Origin of the sequence: Sphingomonas sp. 3-13AW (assembly GCF_049311085.1) — a bacterium.
In the GTDB taxonomy this organism is placed as follows: Bacteria; Pseudomonadota; Alphaproteobacteria; order Sphingomonadales; family Sphingomonadaceae; genus Sphingomonas.
This window is the reverse complement of the sequence record NZ_JASNVZ010000001.1, coordinates 115,435-134,937: the sequence shown is the minus strand read 5'-3', so window position 1 is coordinate 134,937 and position 19,503 is coordinate 115,435. Positions and strand designations below refer to the sequence as shown.

The following is a 19,503-nucleotide window of genomic DNA, read 5'->3' as shown; positions in this document are numbered from 1 at the left end:
CTCTTCCATAGCGAACACGCTTAGACCTGAAAGGGGTTAACGGATGCCATCTTCCGGAGAGGACGCCTCGACGCGTAGCCAACTGATCAAGAACGCAGAATTCATCAATCTGCCAGACCGGCGTTTTCTCGAACGCATGCAGCCTCAGGCGCGTCAGGAGGTCCGGTACGGTCTTAAGACGTCCTGCGAAGGCGTCGACCTTAACATCACGATCCTCGCGTCAGGTGTAATGTCGCTGGAAGCCTGTATTCCCTACGCCTACGTTGAGGCTGGGCGATTGGTCACGTCCCGCGAGCCCGAGACGGTAGCATGGAGTGACACAGGCGAGAAGGCGATGATCCCTACGGGCCTTGGCCGTCGCCACCTCCAGGGGGAGGTTACCGCGGAACTCGTGATTGACGCCTTCCTCGGGGCCTTCGGAACGCATACGGCCGCCGCTGGCGACTATGACTACTCGCATTGGCATCAGGCCATGGAGCTCTATGCCAACGTGATCGCCGCCGAAACGGGCAAGCAGGTTGAGATCATCCACCACCTGCCGTTGATGACTCCGTACTTCGTCGACGAAGGGGGTAAATCGCCCCTGACGGCAGAAGCCACCTGTCATATCTACAGCTTCGACGACGACGATCCGGAAGAGCAGATACAGTACCGCTCGCCGGTGATGAAAATCCAGAAGCTTCTTCAGCCGGAGGCTATGGACCTTGTCCTGCACCTTCCCACCTCAATCGTCCGGCGACAGCACCGCGCGATGTTCCAGGCTTCTCCTGACAGCCGCTCACTCGCCGAGCATGTTCAGGAGTTCACGGCGCACATGCGCAGCCCCTCCGAGAGCCGCAAGCGGGCGTAAACCTCCGTCTGGCGAACGCCACCGGCCCACCCGCCGCGGCCGCCTACAGCCGCCTGGATCATAATCCGGCGCGAGCAGCCTCACCACCGCGAGTGGCATCTAGAGGCTCCCAAAGACCGCATCCTCCACCTCAACATCGTCACTGGCGCGGCTCCGGCCACAGTAGCGAGCATCGCCGGCGTGAGCCGCGACGATAGAGTGCCGACCCGGTAAAGACGTTTTCCGGAACGCTCGCTGGACGGGCTCGAGTGCCCTTTGCAGGAAATTACGTCCCATCCTATAACCCTCAGCAACACAGATGTTGCTGCCCCCTCAAGGAGTTCACATGTTCAAGAAGATTGCGCTTATCATGGCAGCGTCCGTCATTGCCGCGACCCCGGTCGTTGCCCAGACTTCGGCTTCCGGCGATCCGGAATTCGACGCAAAGTTCCGAAAGGTGCTACTGGCGCACCCCGAGTGGGTGGCTGAGACCATGCAGGCGATGCAGGCGCGTCAGCAGCAGGCGCAGACCGCCGAGCTCAGCACGAAGGCCGAGAAGATTCGCCCGATGATGAAGCTGAACCCGGCCATCGGTCCGGTGATCGGCAACAAGGCCGCGAAGTTCACCGTCGCCGAGTTCCTCGACTACAATTGTCACTTCTGCAAGCAGGCTCACGCCGGCGTGGACGAGACCGCGAAGAAGCGTCAGGACGTCCGCTTCGTGATCCTTATGCGCCCGATCCTCGGCCCGACGTCGGAAGTCCTTGCTCGGTTCGCTCTCGCGGCTGACCTCCAGGGCAAGTTCCCGCAGGTGCACGACGCGCTCTATTCGGTCGAAGGCCGCATCGACGCGACCGACGAGGGGCTGAAGAAGCTCGCCAGCACGGCCGGCTTGGACTTCGCGAAGGCGAAGGCAGACATGGATGGTCCGCAGGTCAAGAAGGTCCTGGATGCCCAGGTGAAGATCGCTGAAGACCTCGGTGTCAACGGAACGCCGTTCTTCGTCACCCCCACCGCCGCATACCCCGGTGCAGTGCCGATGTCGGTTCTGGAGCAGTCTATCAAGTAATCACTGACCTTCGGCGGTCGAGTACGGTCGGGGCCTCGCGCTCCGGCCGTACTTCTTTTGTGATCCAAGCGAGCACTCCCCGTGAGGGAAAGACGTCCGGCCATGCTGTGACGCGAGATGCCATTTTAACATCTCCCTCCGCTCTCCCAGTCTCCGACAAAACCCGCGAAAGAACTTAAATGCGTCGTCCCATCCGAAAAGTGTGCTTCTTTCGTTCTTAACGCTTGACCGTACCATCCTGCTATGGCATCGAATCCCCACCCGCGAGGAGCGCCTGACCAGCGCCCGACCGGCAGGAAACCACTTTGCGCTAGAGGAGACAGGTCAGATGGCGCGTAGCTACAATCAGTTCAACGGAATTGGCAATCTTGCAGCCGAGCCCGAACTTCGGGACCTCGGCAGGAGCGGCCGTCAGGTCTGCAAGCTTCGTGTGATGTTCAACGATTCCTACAAGGATAGTGAGGGGAACGTCGTCGAAGAGAGCTTCGGCATCGACGTAAACGTCTTTGGCGATCAGCAGATCAAGTACCTCAGCGAGTACGCGCAGAAGGGCGATCGCGTCCTCATCGCCGACGGCACGCTCAAGATCCGCAAGTACGAGCGCAAGGAGGGCGGCGACGCCTGGGCGACCGAAATCCAGGTGGGCCCTTTCAAGGGGAACGTTTCGATCCAGACCACCCGCAAGGAGCGGGAAGAGCGTGGAGGCAGTTCGCGAGATGACCGCGGCAGCTCGCGCGGTGGGCGCGATGATGACCGCGGCGGCTCGCGCGGTGGGCCCGACGACGATCGCGGCGGCTCGCGTGGCGGGCGTGGCTACGACGACCGCGGCGGCTCGCGTGGCGGGCGCGACTATGACGACCGCGGGGGCCGCGGTGGACGGGATGACGGAGGTTCGCGTGGCGGAAGCCGCGGTGGATTCGACCCCGCGATGGACGACGACGTGCCTTTTTAGATGCAAAATCAATGACTTAGCGGCATTGTCTAACTCTCAGTGTCAGACAACGCTGCATAGGTCAACGGCTATAATTCATGCCTTCGGGGGGCTCGCAGTTGACGCTGCGGGCCCTTTTCGTTTCAGTATCGGCCATTCGTGGGTTGCTATGCGTACCGGTGGCGTATCGCTCGGGATGTCAGTATCGAGCGGGCCACGTTGGCTCGACAAGTGTCAGGAGAAGACCATGACCAAGACTGCGCGGAAGGTAGCGCCACAAGCGCTACAGAAGGCGCTTCTCGAGCCCACCCTTGGCAAGCGGCTGCAAGCGGCACGCAAAGCCCTTGGGCTTACAGGCGCCGACGTGGTCGAGAAGATTCCTGGGCTGAACCGCTCCACGCTCAGTGAGATCGAGAACGACGTCTCGAAGAGGACTAGCTACCTCGAGCCCCTCGCCCAACTTTACGGCATAGCCAAAGAGACGCTGTTGCGGCCAGACCTCAGCTCGCTGATGCGGGAGGACTCGCTCGGCGAACGGATCCGGCGCCGAAGGGACGAGCTCAACTATACCCGCCATGAGCTCGCCGAAGCGATCCCTGGATTGACCTATCACACGCTCTACATGATCGAAACCAAAGGGCGGAAGAGCGAACTTACGCCAGCCATCCTCAGCTTTCTGGGACTCGATCGCCGGGAAGAAGAGACGAACGCCTCCGCGCTCCTGCGCCTTATGCGCACGGATCTATTCCTTGAATCCACAACGCTGTGCCGCATCGCGGGCTGTGAAGAGGACCTCCTGCGCGATGCTGAGGACGGTGACACGGCTGCTGCAGTCAGGGTGATCCTCGATCTTACTCAGGGACTCCTCCAAGGCTATCTCGCCTCGCAACGCGACGGAGATGGCGTCGCAGCCAACGCCTCGGAGACGTCCTACCAGGTGCCTGGGACGAGCATGCCATCGGTGGTCTACGATGTGGATGACTCCGGCCGGATTTCTCTCCCCGCCGGCACTGACGTCCCGCAGGCCATCACCATGCCCGACGGCCAGCTCCTCTACTCCGCATCGGGCCTGCCGGATAAGGGCGATTACGCGCTGGCCATCGTTCAGAACGGCAGCACTCGATCGGGCATCGTCGGGACCTACCAGCCGCAGGTCCGAGGAGCATCGCTCGTCGACCCCAGCAACATCTCGCACAGCCTGTCCGCAAGAACATCGCTTCATCGGCTCGTTACCGCCCAGGAGCGTGTGCCTGCATGAACATCACGACCTTCACGATCGAAGGGCCGGTCCTGACAGCAAACCTCCCACTACCCTACCCCGTAGATACGCCGGTAGAACCCTATCCCTGGGATCAGTTTCTCGCAGACATGCAGGAGATCCTCGCCGAGTATGGGCGATCTGCGGCGTGCAGGATGACCAGCAAAGCGATGATGCGGCACGTCGCCAGAGACGGGACATGCTACTGGATCAGGGCTGACCTAGACACGGGCCCTCGCTTCTTGAGGGTGTACGTGGCCTCGCATGACCCAAAGGAGTGGGAGGTGTCGCTGGATATCGCGTTGTGCCTTCAGAGCGACGTTCCGGGCCGTCTCCGCTTGAACTGATCAACGACGTACCGTCGCATTGCGATAGATCGACGTGGCCGAGGGGGTCACCCTGGCTGGCACGACAGCATCGTCGCTAGCGCCTCTGCCGAATACACGCTTCGCATCCCCGCCGAGCCATTCGACGGTTTCGAGCATCGTCTTTTCGACCTTCTCCCCATGCTCGTCCGTGCCAGCCTCGTAGACGAATGTAGCAACGAGATCGCACGCACGGCGGTCGAGGACGTCCGACCCGCTGGATACAACTACGGAGCAGCCGGAAATCCGGCCGTCAGCCAGCACCTGAAAGCGCATCGCGACCGTTCCGTCCTGTGTGCCCTGATCATCAAGAGCGGGCTGGGGGCTAAGCGAGGTGGCTGCTGGACGGGGAGCCGACGTCACCTGCAGCTGCAGGCCTCGGACGGCGGCCAGCACTTCCTTGTCGTCCATGCGCTGTTCGCGCGCCTGAACAAGCCGAGGAGGACGATTGACGTCCATTTTCTGCTGGAACGCATCATCCTTGACGACCAGCTTCGGCAGCTCGACCTTCTTCATCTGTTTCGCTTCGGCGATTTCCTGCGCCACCTTAGGGGGCGGCGGCGTCCAGATGGTTGAGGTGCCAGGTGTCACATCTGGCTGGGCCTGCTCCGCATCAGGCTCGCTCTTCTCATCCTGTTTGCTCGCAACCTGCTCCTCAGCCGGTGGCTTCGGCTCAGGCGTCGGCTGGGGCTTCGGCTCAGGCTGTGCCTTCACCAATTCTGGGAGATCGAAAGTCTTCAGCTCGGACTTCCTTTCCTTCGCACCAGCGACGGGGAACATCACGAGCGGCTTTTCCCGCTCCGGCAGCTTTGGGGTGTCCGGAAGGAAGGTAACATCGAGGAAGAAGCCCGCGATCGCCACAGCGAAGATCGACACGGTGGCGCTACCGCCGAACTTCCTCGCCTGATGATCAACCGTATCGACGTACGCCATTTCGGATACCTTGGGGTAAGTAGTGGAATAAGGCCTGGCAATGTTTTAGGATGAGGTCAGATTTTGCGCCACCCAACAGGGCCGTTTTGCTATGAGCGTCCACCCGAACATCATGAAAATCTGGAGCCCGAACACCCTTCGTGGCGCAGGTGTGATGGCCGCCGGGTTTGTATCAATGGTAGCAGGACTCTGCTTGGGATCGCTCATCGCGGAGGCCAGAACCGACCGCAAGCTGGTCGAAGGCGCGCGCCGCGATGTTATCCTCAATATCGCTAAAGTCGGTCCTCGTGCTCTGCGCCAGGCGGCCATCGCCGCGACGGCCGATGGGGTGCTGACCACTCGAGAGGAGCGCCAACTCTATATGATCCTCGACCAGGTCCGCCTCGCACAGACCCGTAGCCGTCGTTTTGGCAGGAACGGCGACGCGTCCGATACGCGTCGCCGTGAGAGGACAATCTGATCAGGCGGCGATAACGTCTGAAAGGATGAGCTGAGGCGTCTTGCTGCCGCGGAACTCGTTCACATCAGGCCGTCCGATGGCGACCACTCGCCGCCCGCTCAGGTCCATCAGCTTTTCCACATAGCCATCACTCAGAGCGTTCCACCAGAGGGCCTCAACCACCTTCGTGCCGGACTTCAAGGTCAGCTTTACATGCTTCCCTTCGGACAGCGTCCTGACCGATGAGACGGTGCATTCAGAAACGGCGATCTCCACGTCGGGCATCCCCATTCCAACCGGCTGCAGCTGTGACAGCGTTTCGATCTCGTCGACGTTCAATCGATCGCCTGGGATCTCCAGGTCGATCGCGATCGCTTCCGGCTTGTAGATTGTGCGCTTCTCGAGGAACTCGCGAAATTCATCCCATCGTTCCTGCAGACACCCGACGCCACACGCCATCGTGTGTCCACCACCACTCGCCAGAATGCCGCGGTTGCGCGCCTCGATCACCACGTCCCCGAGGTCGAAGCCTGGCACCGAACGTCCGGACCCTTTGTAGACTTTGCCGTCAAAGCCAGCGACGATCGCAGGACGATTGAACATCTCCTTCAGGCGGCCGGCAACGATGCCGACCACGCCTGGATGCCATCCCTTCCCGCACACGACGATAGCGCGACAGCCCTCCTCGACCTGGCGCCGGGCCTGCACCACCGCCTCTTCGACACAGCCGGCCTGGATTGCCTGCCGCTCCACATTCATCTCGTTGATCTTCTTAGCGAGGCGCTCTGCTTCCTGAGGGTCGTCACAAAGAAGGAGGTTGGCGCCCAAGGCTCCGTCGGCATCGATCGTGCCCCCTCCCAGGCGCCCGCCGGCGTTGATCCTGGGTCCCAGGGCGAAGCCGAGCGCTCGTGCGTTCAGATCCTTGCAATCGCTGACCTTGAGGAGGGCAGCCATCCCCACGGATGGCGACTTGGCGATCACGTCCAGTCCCCGGGCAACGAACAGCCGAGACGGGCCGATCAGAGGGACGATGTCCGCGACGGTGCACAGCGCAACCGCATCCATCAGATCGCGCAGCTTCGGCTCTGGCCGAGCCTCGAAAAAGCCCCGACGTCGGAGCTCGCGCTGAACCGCGACGCACAGCATGAACGCTAGAGCGCCGGCGCACAGCATCGTCAGTCCGGACGTGCAGTCCGCCTGGTGCGCGTTCACGATAGCAATCGCGGGCGGCAGATCACCCACTGGGGGCTTATGGTGATCAACGACCACCACATCGACGCCGGCTTCCGTAGCCTCTGCGATCGGGTCGACCGCGGCGGTGCCGCAGTCGACGCACAGGATCACATCGACGCCTTCATCGACAATGCGCTTGAAGACGGGTGAGGAAGGACCGTAGCCCTCCTTCATTCGGTCCGGAATATAGATGGAGAAGTTGCCGCCGACCTGGCGCAACCACCGGCCCATGATGGAGGTCGCGCATGCCCCATCGACGTCATAATCTCCGAAGACCACGATCTTCTCGCCATGCCGCACCGCGTCCGCGATGCGGTCTGCCGCCTTGTTCATGTCTTTGAGGATGGAAGGGTCTGGCATGTCGCGGTCGATGCGCGGGTTGAGAAAGCGCTCAGCGTCATCAAGCAGCCCTCGAACTTCCATAACATCAGCGATCGCCGCGCCCTTCGCCTCACCCGCTCTCAGGCGGTACGTGCGTTCCCGGACCGACAGCCCGTCGAGCACGCGACCCGCCGGCTTCGGAAGCGGTGAGATGTAGGGGATATCGTCTGCGGAAGGTGCCAAGATAGTCACGTTGAGCTCCCCAATTAGCTCATGACTTCAGATACCAGCTGCAGCTGCGGCACGGTGGTGACGAAGAGAACAACGATACCCGCGACCGTGATGAGGCCAGCCGATACGGTGTCCATAACCGGAGATATGATCCCTAGCCGCTGCAGGTAAAGAGCCTTCGACATATCCGCGATGTAATTGAGGTTTTTCGCAAGCTCATCGTTGTCGGGCATCATCACCAGGGCTGCCCTGTCAGTCGGATGCAAAGTCTTCATGAATAGAGCCCACTTCTCCCCTTTCCGCATTCCACGGTAGGCACGCCGGAAATCTTCGCGAAGCGCGCCGGGTCGGGTTGAATCTGCGCAAGAGTTGAGCGCCTCGCCCATGGGCACACCTGCTTTGATCAGAAGAGCCAGCCGAAATAGGCCAACATAGTTGTCCTGGCTGATGACGAGATCGCGCATAACAGGCAGCTTTAGAATAAAGCTGTCGACTTTATCCGGTGCGGCACGCCGTCCCAACGTAGCGAGGAAGATGAGAGATACCAGTAGGGTCATGATGCCTATCGTGAGCACCATGGTCCAGAAACCCACCGATAAATACAAATCGATGTCGATCTTTTTTCCCATCCTCATGATCGGGGAGTCGAACATCTTAGGGATGATAAAATACTGGTTTCCCACGAGCAGAGCCAAAGCGATGAGCATATACAGGAAAGACCGCACTAAGGCGATCATCGTGTTCTTAGTCGCTTCGCCAATATGGCGCTCAAACTCCGCAGCTTCGATCAGCGCATCTGCAGTATTGCCGCTCGCAGAGCCCGTTTTGATCAGGAGACCAATCGACCCCGGGAAGTTTCTGGCATCCTCGCTCAGAACCTCTCCAAGCGCCTTTCCGCGCACCACGAGCGGATACGCGCTCTTCGCGGCTTCACCGATGCGCCCCTGGAAGCTGGAGATCATCATGCGCAGGGCCTCGTTAGGAGGCACCTTGGAGCCGATCATCGTGGCGAGGCGCATCAGGAAGACATAGCGCTCGTGGCGGCTCATACCGACCTTGAGGAAATTCTTCTTAGCCGGGCGGACCGAGATGACCTGCCCCTCGTTAGCTGCTGCGCGCCGAGCCTCATCGATCGTCGCCCCGACGACCGTGATCTCCTCGACACTATGCCCCTTTCTGATCCGGGCCTGCCACGTGACGTGCATTTTCTATTTTCCGTTTCGTAACCAGCGCCGGTCAGGACGCGAGGGGATATGACAGGACCACGACTTCGCTCGGTGGGGTCGTTCCGCCGCACTCACCTGTGATCATCGCCTTCGGCTTCAGGCGGTTTGCTCCGTGGAGCAGTGCTCTGTCCGCCGCCGTACCGTGAGTGCCCTTCAAGCAGACGTGCCCGTTTGCGATCTCCCACGCGGCTCCTGGGAACCTCGGAAGCTCGGGCAGGTCCACTCCGTCGAGATCTGCAAGCTTCTGCGGTCGCGCCCCATTCGCCGCGGCGTACGAGGCTGCAATCTGCTCGAGCGAGGTGATCCCATGCGAAGCACTGAGGCCACCTTCGACCGCCCACCCGGAGTCCTCGTCATAATAGACGAACCATGCAGTGGTGCTCAGTGCCGCGAAGAGGATCCCGACCATCGTCAGCAGGATCGTCGACATGGATCAGTCTCCGTACCGGTTCGGGTCGGCCAGCAAAACCTCGGGATTCATCGACGTCGGCACGGTGCCAGTGATACTGAACTTGCGCAGTTCCGCTTGCATCATCTCTGCGTCTTCAAGTGCCTTGAAGTCTTCTGCACTCATGCCGATGCCACTGTCACGTTCGACTCGCGAGGGCGCTTCGTTCCTGACGACTGAAAGCACCCGCTTCGCCATGTCTGCGATGCCGGCGTAATCTTCGTTGAGATACTCGATCTCCGACTGGAAGACGCGATATACCTCCTTCTCGTCGGTAATCCCGCGGTCGAGCTTCTCCAGGGCGTCCCGCAACATGGAGTCCCAGAAGACCTCGCCCTTCAGCATGCGATTGAAGTGGCCCTCCGACGGGAAGAACCCCATCTCGGAGATGACCGTCATCCCGCCGTACCCGGTGTGCAAGCACATGGGGCAGCCCGTGCCATCCTTGTTGCGGCAATGATTGCAGATCGTACGCATAAGGCGCTGAGCTAAGATCCCGCGAACCATCGGGCGGAGCATCTCGTCCGTAATTCCCATGCCGCGCAGACGGCTAATCGACTCCCGGACCGTACCAGCGTGGAGGGTCGAGAACACGAGATGACCTGACTCCGCCGCGGAGACTGCCACTGCCGCCGTCTCCTCATCGCGGATTTCGCCCACCAGAATGATTTCCGGATCGCCGCGCATCATGGCGCGCACGCCGGCCTTGAAGTCGAGTTGAACGGACTCGGCGCGGTTGACCGCCATCTGGGTGATGAACTCGACGCGATGCTCGATCGGATCTTCGATCGTGTAGATCGATTTGCCGATACGATCCTGCTCACGCAACGAAGAGATAAGCGTGGTGGATTTACCCGAGTTGGTCTTGCCCGCCACGAACACGAGGCCGTGCGGATGGCCGCAGGCCGCTCGCCACTGCGTCACGTCTCTGATGCCCAGATCGGTCAGGTGTTTGGACGCCTTGTCCGGGTCAAGCAGCCGGATCACGATCTTTTCGTAGCCACCGTCCAACGGGAAGGATGCGACACGGAGGTCGAACATGCGGCCAAGGATCTCCTGCGAGTACGCGCCATCCTGTGGGCGACGATGCTCCATTTGATCCATTTTTGCCCGCTCTTTCACCTGCGCGCGGAGCGTGTTGTATTGGCCAAGGGGCCCTTCGTGGATGATACGCCGGATGCGGTTGATGCGCAGCAGGATCGAGTAGCTCTTGGCCTTCGGCTCGATATGAATGTCGGAGCCGCCCCGGATGCCGGCCAGGTTCACGATCAGGTTGAGGATGTCGGCGTCATCCGTCTCGCGCGGAACAAATCGCTGGATCTCAACGCGTCCGTCGGCCGAACCCGAACGCTGCTCCGGATTCTTTGGAAGGCGATCAGTCTTCGAGAGAAAGATCTCGATCTGCTGCGGCCGGATTCCGAGGAACTCAAGGTTGTGCTCCGGGAACAGCGCTTCGAAGTGGTGACGAACGACACGCTGGTTACCCAGGCATGCCAGGTAGATCGTCTTCGAGCTCATCCCGAACAGCGCAACACGTTCCCTGTGCAAGATCGACACGTCGTCGATCGGCACGTTGTACTGCATTGCCGTGGAGATCTGGGCGTAGTCGAACTTCTCCATGAGCGTCATCAGACGCTCCTGGCGAATGACACCCTGCAGAACGAGCGTTTTGCCGATGGAGTCATCATTGACCGCGGAGGCCCACATCGCGGCCTCGAGCTGCTCGCGAGTGATCTCCTTGGAGTCCATAAGTTCGATGCCGAAACGCATCTGGTCCTCAGCGGCCCAGACGAGCTCCTCCGAACGTCGCTCGTCGCCGCTGAGCTTCATGTCCGCGCCCGCCATCGTGAGGAGCGCAAGCTCCCTGTCCTTCTTCGCCATGACCGATTCCCAATATCTCGCCCATGCCGAACTCAGGCATGTGGAACAGAAAGCCTATATATGGATGGATGGACCAGACTGAAACCGGTCCATCCAATAATGCTCAGCTGGTTGGAGCAAGCTCGGGAACGTTGGACGCGATGCAGCAAGGCTCGCGGCCAGGCAGGCCCCCCGGGTTTCCGGGGTAGTCCGATCCGTCGCACTGATAGACGCCACTCGGCGTGGACGCCGCAGCCAGACGAAGCTGCTTACGCGCTTGGAGGCATACGCCGACCGACTGTCCGTCTTCCGCCGGCCCGACCGTCGTCCGGATGATACCCATGTCATAGTCAACCGTCCAAACACGGGGGGTGCCGTCCTTGTCCCGGGCGCCGGCTGGTCGATGCGTAAGGTACTTCTTCGAGATCAGGTCCTGCATCGCCTTGTCATCAAGGCCAACGCCATCCCCTGGGAGCTCGCCCTCCTGGATCTGATAGAGCGACACAGCGCTCTCGAGCTGGCCTCCTTCGGTCACCAGTCGCGCTGCCTCCGCCTTTACGTGGGACTCGTTGTACGCGTCGCCACCCCAGAAGTACATCATCAGCGCCGCGACTGCGGCAATAAGGATTCCGATGATCAAAAGGATCACGGTAGTCATTTTGTATTCCTTTCATGCCGCCTCGTCGTGAGCGGGAGTTCACCCGCATCACCTCTGACGGAAACGAGGTTGATCATTTCGCCTGGGGAAACCGTCATACGCCGCACAGCCACCGCGACTTGTTACCAGCGCTGGCTGCGACTGCGCGCGTGTACGTATTCGTTTGCTGAACGTAGGCTTCCATTGCCGGAGCTTTCACGGTTCCGGTCTCAGGGTCTGCCGCTGGCGGGGCGGGCTGGACCAGACCGGTCGGCGCAGACGAGCTGGCAGAAGAGGCGCCGAAGATGGTTGGGAAAGTCGACCCGCCCACCTCAACGGTTGGGTTCCAACAGCCGTTAGCGCCCGCTCCAATCGTACCTCGACCGCTAATGAAAGCGGGAGCGCCTTCAGCCAACAACGTCGAGGAACCTGCACCGCTTCCGATGGTCCCCTCGAAAGCCATACGTGAGCCGTCCTGCAGCGCGACAGCCGCCCCGACGCTGGATACCGAGATCGTCCCGCCGCCCGAAAGGTCGCCGTGGAGTTCAATGCCTCGGCTACCATTCGCGAGGCTCAAGGTCGCACCCGACAGCATCAGCCTACCGCTCGATTGGACGTCGATAAGACTGCCCGACGAAGTCCCCGAAACGACAAGGCCTCCTTCGACGGTCGCGGTTCCAGCGACGACAAGACCATCCCCTTGGACGGTCGCGTTTCCGTTAAAGGCAGCCGAAGAACCCGAAGCGACGCGGACGCCTTTGACCTGGCTCCCTTGAAAGGATGCCGAGTTGAAGGATCCAAGCACGACGACTGTCTGCGGCATGCTCACGCCACTAAGCGCAAGCGATCCCTGCGGGTCGAACGCCGTATCGGCCCAGATGACAGAACCGCCCGCGGAAGCGATCGTGAGCTTCGAACTACGCACTGTCCCGGCTCGTTCGCTGCCCATGCTGAATGCGCCGCTGAGAGTGCCGCCCTCGTCCGCAAAGACCGCGCCGGCCGGAAGGTGAATGACCATCGACTTGGGAAGCTTCAACTTCCAGACGTTCATGGCAGCCGTGAGAGAGATAGGATCTGCGGGACTGGTTCCTCTCCCCGCCGCGCCGGGCGCCGCCCACACTTCGAAGGAGCTCCCGTCCGTCAGCTGGGCGTCCGAAACGCTCTTCACACCAGAGACAATTCGCGCCAGCCCACCCGGCACAACAACCCGGCCTTCAACGACATCCACGTCGTTGCACGCCGGCGGCACACTTCCGTTCAGACCAGCGGAGATCACGATACCGGCCGGCTGGAAAGGCAATAGCTTCACGTTCTCGACGACGTCTCCGATGAGCAGGTAGCTGTTCGGAGCGTCCGAGATCCGGACCGCCCCCTTATCTGGTGCGTAGGCGCAATACCGGAAAGGAACACCAGCCACTGTGCTGTGCACCCCCGGAATCCAGTCGGGCAGCTGGGTGTAGGGGTAAGCCCCAGACCCGGCCATCGGGGCAGGCGCATAGATCGCGCCTGGGTTAGCCCCCGCGGGCGACCCAAGTTTTGCCGCCACCGCGTCAGCAGCCATGTCCAGGCGCCGGATATTCTCCCGCTGGTCGGCGACCGACAGCGTTAGCGACATCTGTTCGATGAGCATCCATCCGGAGAAGCTCGCGAGCGAGACCAAAAGGACGCCAATGACAATGTTCAGCATGGAGGCTCTCCGGCCCTAGAAATCTTAGCGGCGCTGGGCCGACGGGCGGGTGAGCACGCGCTTCATCGTGAAACGCTGAACGATCCCGTTGAGATCGATCGAATAGGTCAGGAACGCCAGCGCGCCGCTAGCCACGATCCAGGGGCTGGCGTACTGAACTCCAACCCCGATCAGGATGAAGCCCACGAGCAGATCCGCGATCCGGCCGTGCTTTGTGAGCATTATCACAGTCGAGCGCAGAATGAGGGCAAAGGGCGACATCGTTATGGAACTCCCGAGGATTACCACGTTTTAGGATGGAACTCCGCTGGCGGCAACCACGAAGGTCGACCTATCCTGCTCCCAGTTAATGGTTCACGAACGAAGCGGTTTCACCTCCTCGCATGCGAATAGGGCGGCGGACTGGATGACCAGACCGCCGCCCCTCTAGGACTCGCTCAGATTGGGACATCACGAGCCCTAGCTCGTCCCGGGGCCGCCGGGAGGTGGCCCCGTTTCGTGCCCCTGGGTTACAGGTTTGCGAAGAAGACGTTGTCCGTGGTGTCGCAGCCCATCTTGCCGTCCTTGCCGATCGAAGCGTCGCGCTTCAGGTTCTTGTTGACGCGCGCGCAGACTGCGTCGGCGTTCGCGTCGCCAACCGGATCGAGAGCGATGGTGAACACGCCGCTCGAGATGTCCTTGCTCAGCAGGCCGATGCCTTCGACCGACGGGGCTTCCGCGAGGAACTTGCCGGTGACCAGGCCGTCGAGGTCGCCCGAGTTGGCCGTGCCGGTCTCGGCGCGCTGCAGCTGAACTGCGGAGATCACGTTGGTGCCGGCGTTCTGCAGCGTGTTCGCCTGAGCGCCGATCGAACCAGCGTTGAACGCGTCGCCGCCGTAGAAGATGACCATCAGAGCAGCAGCCGCTGCGAGCAGAATACCGAGGATGGTGAGAATGATCGTGGTCATTTCGAAGCTTTCTTTCGGGTTTTGCTTTCGAGGGCGTTCAGAGGTGGTTTCAAATCACTTTGAAACTACGATCCTTCGCGCTCCCTAGGCTGGTCATGTTGACCGAAACTGACTTGGCACCGCGCCCTGTCTGAGAGGGGTTTTATGACCGAGTTCAGGATGGCGCAACGATCAATTTCGTACTTTCCTTGCTCACATCCGGAAATACGGCGGCGGCGCGGCTAAACCCCGCAGGATTCCGTGGGTTTTCCGGATGCGGAAATGTCCTCGCTGTGCTGCTGCAGGGCGTTCCGCCCCATCTATGAAGCTCTGATCGGGGAAACGTCGCACAACATGGCCGCTTCCGATCTGCGGCAGTAGCCGCTGGTACGATCACTCAACGGGGCGGGAACGGACATACAGTAGCGCAGCAGCCGCCCGAGGGGTTGGGCCCCGCCTCAGAACAAGGCGACCATCTATCCGCGACCGTCGGGACAATGGCCCCAAGGCCTCGAGGAGTTGCGAACATAATACCGTGCTGTATCCCCCATCGAAGAGGGCAGATCCGTCAGCGGTCGACCACGCTCAGCGTTGAGGGGAATTGCTGTTTTCGTCTCACAACCAGCAATCCCGTTGGGGCGACGCCCCTACCCAGTTCGCCCGGAGCCGTCATCCTTCCTGCTTCGGAAGGCCCATAGCCTGTCAGGCGGCTTCGAACCCATCTACCGGTGTTCCTGCGCGCTTGAACAATCGCACGGGTGTAGGCGCTTGATGATGGCCGTTTCGCAGGGCGGCCGCGGGGCTCGTTGCTCCAATGGTGCGGTTACCGATCAGCGGCGCTACCAGTCCTGGTACATGGCAGGGGCCTCTGCATGACAGGACGCGAGATCGCTCGCATAAGAAAAAGGGCCCGGCGTTCGCCGAGCCCTTCCGTAGGACGCCAGATGGCACTTATCGCGGGTTCAAGCCTAGCTTCCGCTGTTCATGGGTTCGAGCACCAGTCGCATCGATCCAGATTCCGCACAATCGCGCCCCACACAAGCGGTCTTGAGCTGCCAGCCGGGGCAGAGCACCGCAGCAACGCTGGCCTCGCCGATCCGCGCTGGAGCCTGCTCGATATCGCCCTTCATCCAGATGATGCGGCCAGGAACTTCGGAAACTTCCCCTCCGAGGGCCTTAAGACGAGTCTTGCAGCTCTCTTGCGTCTCCGTGAAGCGAGCTGCGGACGCAGCCCGGGCTTTGGCGGTGATCCCGACCACCATCCCGCCCATAGCGAGCGAGACCACGCCGAAAACGAGGAGAATGATGCCGACGAGGCGGCGCTGAGACGGTGTCATTTCAATCTACTCCTCAGCGTTCCGGGAACGCGCTTGGCGGCGGGATCTGGGCGGCGCCACCGGCGCCAGGAAGCGGCGTGACCACCACGCCCGGCGGCGGCGGCGGCGGAAGTCCGGCGACAGCATCAGGAACCGTCGGTGCTGCAACGGCTCCACCGACGATCGCACCATCGAAGCCCGTCTCCGGCGTGGCGATCTCTGCGGTCGCCCCCGCGGCCTGGCGAATGATGCGCCACTGCCCCTCGGAGAATTCCATGCGCACGACGTAGGATTCCGTCGCGTCGGGCTGGAGACGGTTCCACTGCATCACAGGCAGACGCGGGATCGCGGTCGTGCGCCATTCCGGCGGAACCTTCGCCCCGGGATCGAACGCATAGACCATCAGCGACGAGAAGAGGAACAATCCCCCGATCGCAGATGTCCCCACCCCAGCATAAAGCCAGTGCAGGTTTTTGCTCAGGACCGCCTTCATTTTCGCCGTCCGCTTCGCAATGAGCGGCTCCGTACCGGTGAGCGGTGGTTCCTGACCTTCCGGCAACACGTACGCCTCGAAGTCCTCGTTGCGCTCGATGTAGCGCACAGTCATCTTCCGACGAGACATGGGAACGACGACCATCCGCCCCGGGTTGCGGGTGGCGAGCTTGATGACCGACGGCAGGTACGCCTGGCCGACGCCTTCCTGAACCTCGACGGCATATCCGCCGGAGTACTTCATCAAGAAGTAGTAGCACTCCGAAGGGACGGACATCTTGTCCATGGCCCAGCTCTTGGCCCATGCGATCGCGTCGTCCTTGGCGTAACCCTCGAGGAACTCGATGACGACGGAACCCGAGAGGCGCGCGTCCGGCTCGCCCGTAATCAGTTCGATTTCATCGACCTCGTCCCCTGTCGCCGGACCCTTTTTGCCGAAGGCGAAGAGCTTGGGGAACGCAAACGGCTTGCGGGCGGGCATCGGCTCACCCGTACCCTTCGCCGATTTGGCGGCCGCGCGCGCCGCAGCCCGCTCAAGTCGTGCTGCGGCCTTCGCTTTCTTTGCTGCCTCAGCCTTCTCGGCCTTCTCCGCCTTCGAAAGCTTCACCTTCCCCTTCCCGTTGCCGCCGTCTTGAGTATCGCGGATCAACGCCTCAAGCGTGTCGGCTGCATCCGCCGCTGGCGGGGCTGATGTGGAGTCCCCGGACGGAGCAACAACGGGCTCCTTCGGAACAGCCACCGAAGCGGGAGCCTCATCCTGTAGATCAGACACATCGCGCCCGAGCCCGCCCGTGTCGGGCTTCAATCGACTGAACATACCCATATCAGTTGCTTCCCTTGCGCTCAGCATCCGTCATCGGACGGAGGAAGGTCCGAACGGCCGGCTGCGACTGCGCAACAACCTCCGCTTGCGCGGCGGTCGCCGCCTGCACCTTCCCCGATGGCACCACAGTCGCAGGCGGTGTCGGCTGAGTGGGTACAGTCGGCTGCCGGGGTTCATCCGCAGGAGCCGGTGCCAGCGGAAGATTTACCGCCGCCCCGTCGAGAGTGACGCGGTTACCCGGGATCTGCGAGGTCGCGCTGGGTGCCACAGGAAGCCGAACGACCGTGTTTGCGGGCGCAGCAGCGGTTGTGGTCACTTCAGGAGGGGACGACGGGGCTCCCACCACGACATTCCGTGGTGCCGGCGGCTGCGAGATTACGACGGCTGCCGGCTGCCGGTTAGGCGGAGTTGAGGGAGCACCCACAGGGGCAAGCACCTGCGCGCGCGGAACATAGCCGCCCGGAACCTCCTGGACGACGGCCGCTGCGCCCTGCGTGATCACCGGCTGATCGACGCGATACTGATCCTTCGGCCAAACCGGGCGGTCGTCCGACGGATTAACCGTCACTGTCGTGTCGAGCACCGACTTGGGCACGTTCGGGACATCGCTGGTCTCGAACACGGTCACGACCGGACGAACGATCGTGAAGAGCCAGAAGACGTTCCGATCGCGATTGCGGCTTCCGATGCCCCAGAGGCCGAGCGGCGCCGTCCGCGTGTCAGAGGCCTGATCACGACGAATACCGCCGACAATCGTGGTCTGCCCGGCCGGGACGCGAATGATCGAATTTAGTCCCTGCTCGCGGGTACGAGGCTGGGAGAGAGTACCGACCTGGTTGCCGGCGCTCAGCTGGACGAACTCGACTAGGTCGACGAGCTTCACGCCGACGTCCATAGTCACGATGCCCGACGAGGAATCATAACGCGGATCCACGTTGAGCGTAATGCCGGTGCCCAACGAGGCTGTCTGGGTGTTGCCCGAGATGCCACCGCCACCGACGCCACCGACGATGTTCGAACCGACGTTCTGAACATACGGGATGTTTTCACCCGACCGGAGCGCCACCGGCGCCCCGGACAAGGTCCGGAGCTCGACGTTCTGAGTGACCGAGGTGTCACCCACTCGCGAAAGGAAGCGGATCGCGCCAGCAACGGAGAGGGGGTTGGTGAGACCAACTCCGAACGTCGCCTGGAAGCCGTTATTGCTGAAATTGCCCGTGTTGCGGGTGAGGCTGCCTTCGTTGCCGCCGGCCGATGCCGTGCCGTTCCCCAGCTGGAGATTGAACGCAGACCAGTCGAAGCCGCGCTCGGCGTTCTTCGTCATGGCGACCGTCACCAGCGCGACCTGGAGCGTGATCTCCGACAGATTTGTCGATACCCGCCGCAGATACGGCTCGATCATCTCAGCATTTACGCGCGGGGGCGCTGCATAGAAGATCTGGCCGGCGCCGATCGATCCGACGACGTCGCGCGCACCCAGACGGATAAGCTCGTTCACCACCGACTGGCTGACGTCGATGTTCTGCATGATCGCGACGGAGTAACGACGCGTTTCCCCGACAATCAGACCGTTGTCATACCACACTGCCAGCGCACCGGAGTTTTCAAGCCGCTTGACCAGTTCGCCGACCGTGCCGCTGAAGTAGCGGAACGGAAGGACGCGATCCATGAAGCGAGGCGACTTGCTGTCATCCCCCGCCTCGCCACCATCTTTCGACCGGCCATAACCCGACCCCTGCGGGTTCGGATACGACGGGATCTCATCAGCCTGTCCCTGGGACTGACCGCTGCCTGCCAGGCCCCCGTTCTGGCCACCGCCGGAACTGCCCGATGAGCCACCACCGGCCGAGCCGACGATCGTGATATTCGGCGTAGAACCGCCACCCGACCCGCCCATGCCGCCCCCGAAGCCCCCGTAAGAGCCACCGAAGCCGTTGCCGTACGATCCGCCGCCCATGCCGCCGCCCAGGCCGCCGCCCAGGCCGCCGCCAAAACCACCGCCGTTCTGGCCACCGGAGTTGCCGCCGGCAGAATTGGTCAGCGCCTGATAGCGCGAAGCGGCAGTAAACGTTCCGACCTTGGCGTCGGGGTCCGGCACGTTCGAAAGCGATCGCCAGTCGATCGCCATCGCCACGCCCTGGATTTCCAGCATGGTCTGGAGGTCGGAGAGGCGCGGCGTCGTCGACCGAATGTCGATTTCGACCTTCTTGTTCATGAGCGAAGCGGGGATGCTCCCGTCCCGCGGCTTGGACACGAAGAACTGCCCTGGGACGCGGACGCGCTGGACCGCCGGACGGTTGGCGAACATGCCATCATAGCCGCGTTCAGCCTCAGCAAACGAAGTCGGCTCCACAACCTGAGCGAACTTGGTGGAGGTCTTACGATTCCGCTCTCCAGCCGAAGCCGCAGACGAAATCGCGATGGATGCCATGCTGATTGCCAGCACGGAGGTGCGGGCGAAATGCCGCACGCGGTTCAT

General features: G+C 61.8%; 18 protein-coding genes. 6 read left to right on the top strand and 12 right to left on the bottom strand.

Annotation, left to right across the window (positions count from 1 at the left end):
* The first annotated feature begins 43 nt into the window (after positions 1-43).
* The 5 genes from QP045_RS00810 to QP045_RS00790 all read left to right on the top strand — a co-directional run bounded on the left by QP045_RS00810 (position 44) and on the right by QP045_RS00790 (position 4,434).
* A complete protein-coding gene (locus QP045_RS00810; RefSeq protein ID WP_422513049.1) occupies positions 44-850 on the top strand; it encodes a hypothetical protein in 807 nt (268 codons plus the stop codon).
* Between the two features lie 325 nt (positions 851-1,175).
* Positions 1,176-1,898 carry a DsbA family protein gene (locus QP045_RS00805; protein WP_422513048.1) on the top strand — a complete coding sequence of 241 codons (723 nt, stop codon included), beginning with the start codon at positions 1,176-1,178 and terminating at the stop codon, positions 1,896-1,898.
* Between the two features lie 328 nt (positions 1,899-2,226).
* A complete protein-coding gene (locus QP045_RS00800) occupies positions 2,227-2,850 on the top strand; it encodes a single-stranded DNA-binding protein (protein ID WP_422513047.1) in 624 nt (207 codons plus the stop codon).
* A 226-nt stretch (positions 2,851-3,076) separates the two neighbouring features.
* Positions 3,077-4,087, top strand: a complete 1,011-nt coding sequence (locus tag QP045_RS00795) for a hypothetical protein (protein ID WP_422513046.1) — start codon at positions 3,077-3,079, stop codon at positions 4,085-4,087.
* On the top strand, positions 4,084-4,434 hold the full coding sequence (locus tag QP045_RS00790) for a hypothetical protein (RefSeq protein ID WP_422513045.1): 351 nt from the start codon (positions 4,084-4,086) through the stop codon (positions 4,432-4,434). The genes QP045_RS00795 and QP045_RS00790 overlap by 4 nt, the downstream gene beginning before the upstream one ends.
* Here the strand turns inward: QP045_RS00790 and QP045_RS00785 are convergent, their stop codons facing one another.
* On the bottom strand, positions 4,435-5,385 hold the full coding sequence (locus QP045_RS00785) for a TonB family protein (RefSeq protein WP_422513044.1): 951 nt from the start codon (positions 5,383-5,385) through the stop codon (positions 4,435-4,437).
* Positions 5,386-5,476: 91 nt separating this feature from the next.
* On the opposite strand from QP045_RS00785, the gene QP045_RS00780 reads away from it, so the two are divergent.
* Positions 5,477-5,845 (top strand): hypothetical protein, encoded by a 369-nt coding sequence (locus QP045_RS00780; protein WP_422513043.1) that lies wholly within the window; start codon positions 5,477-5,479, stop codon positions 5,843-5,845.
* On the opposite strand, the gene recJ is transcribed toward QP045_RS00780, so the two are convergent.
* From recJ to QP045_RS00725, 11 genes are all read right to left on the bottom strand, one after another.
* Entirely contained in the window at positions 5,846-7,561 is a 1,716-nt protein-coding gene (gene recJ, locus QP045_RS00775) for a single-stranded-DNA-specific exonuclease RecJ (RefSeq protein WP_422513042.1), read from the bottom strand. It abuts the gene before it with no gap.
* An 83-nt stretch (positions 7,562-7,644) separates the two neighbouring features.
* Positions 7,645-8,814: a type II secretion system F family protein gene (locus QP045_RS00770; protein ID WP_422513041.1), complete on the bottom strand. Its 1,170-nt coding sequence runs from the start codon at positions 8,812-8,814 to the stop codon at positions 7,645-7,647.
* A gap of 31 nt (positions 8,815-8,845) precedes the next feature.
* Positions 8,846-9,265 (bottom strand): hypothetical protein, encoded by a 420-nt coding sequence (locus QP045_RS00765; protein ID WP_422513040.1) that lies wholly within the window; start codon positions 9,263-9,265, stop codon positions 8,846-8,848.
* A gap of 3 nt (positions 9,266-9,268) precedes the next feature.
* Positions 9,269-11,164, bottom strand: a complete 1,896-nt coding sequence (locus QP045_RS00760) for a GspE/PulE family protein (RefSeq protein WP_422513039.1) — start codon at positions 11,162-11,164, stop codon at positions 9,269-9,271.
* Positions 11,165-11,267: 103 nt separating this feature from the next.
* Entirely contained in the window at positions 11,268-11,801 is a 534-nt protein-coding gene (locus QP045_RS00755; protein ID WP_422513038.1) for a hypothetical protein, read from the bottom strand.
* A gap of 94 nt (positions 11,802-11,895) precedes the next feature.
* A complete protein-coding gene (locus QP045_RS00750) occupies positions 11,896-13,467 on the bottom strand; it encodes a hypothetical protein (protein ID WP_422513037.1) in 1,572 nt (523 codons plus the stop codon).
* Positions 13,468-13,491: 24 nt separating this feature from the next.
* Positions 13,492-13,689 carry a hypothetical protein gene (locus QP045_RS00745; protein WP_422513036.1) on the bottom strand — a complete coding sequence of 66 codons (198 nt, stop codon included), beginning with the start codon at positions 13,687-13,689 and terminating at the stop codon, positions 13,492-13,494.
* Positions 13,690-13,976: 287 nt separating this feature from the next.
* Complete coding sequence (locus tag QP045_RS00740; protein ID WP_422513035.1) at positions 13,977-14,414, bottom strand: hypothetical protein; 438 nt, start codon at positions 14,412-14,414, stop codon at positions 13,977-13,979.
* Between the two features lie 947 nt (positions 14,415-15,361).
* Positions 15,362-15,730 carry a hypothetical protein gene (locus QP045_RS00735; protein WP_422513034.1) on the bottom strand — a complete coding sequence of 123 codons (369 nt, stop codon included), beginning with the start codon at positions 15,728-15,730 and terminating at the stop codon, positions 15,362-15,364.
* Between the two features lie 13 nt (positions 15,731-15,743).
* On the bottom strand, positions 15,744-16,682 hold the full coding sequence (locus QP045_RS00730) for a hypothetical protein (RefSeq protein ID WP_422513033.1): 939 nt from the start codon (positions 16,680-16,682) through the stop codon (positions 15,744-15,746).
* Between the two features lie 343 nt (positions 16,683-17,025).
* Complete coding sequence (locus tag QP045_RS00725; RefSeq protein ID WP_422513515.1) at positions 17,026-19,503, bottom strand: hypothetical protein; 2,478 nt, start codon at positions 19,501-19,503, stop codon at positions 17,026-17,028.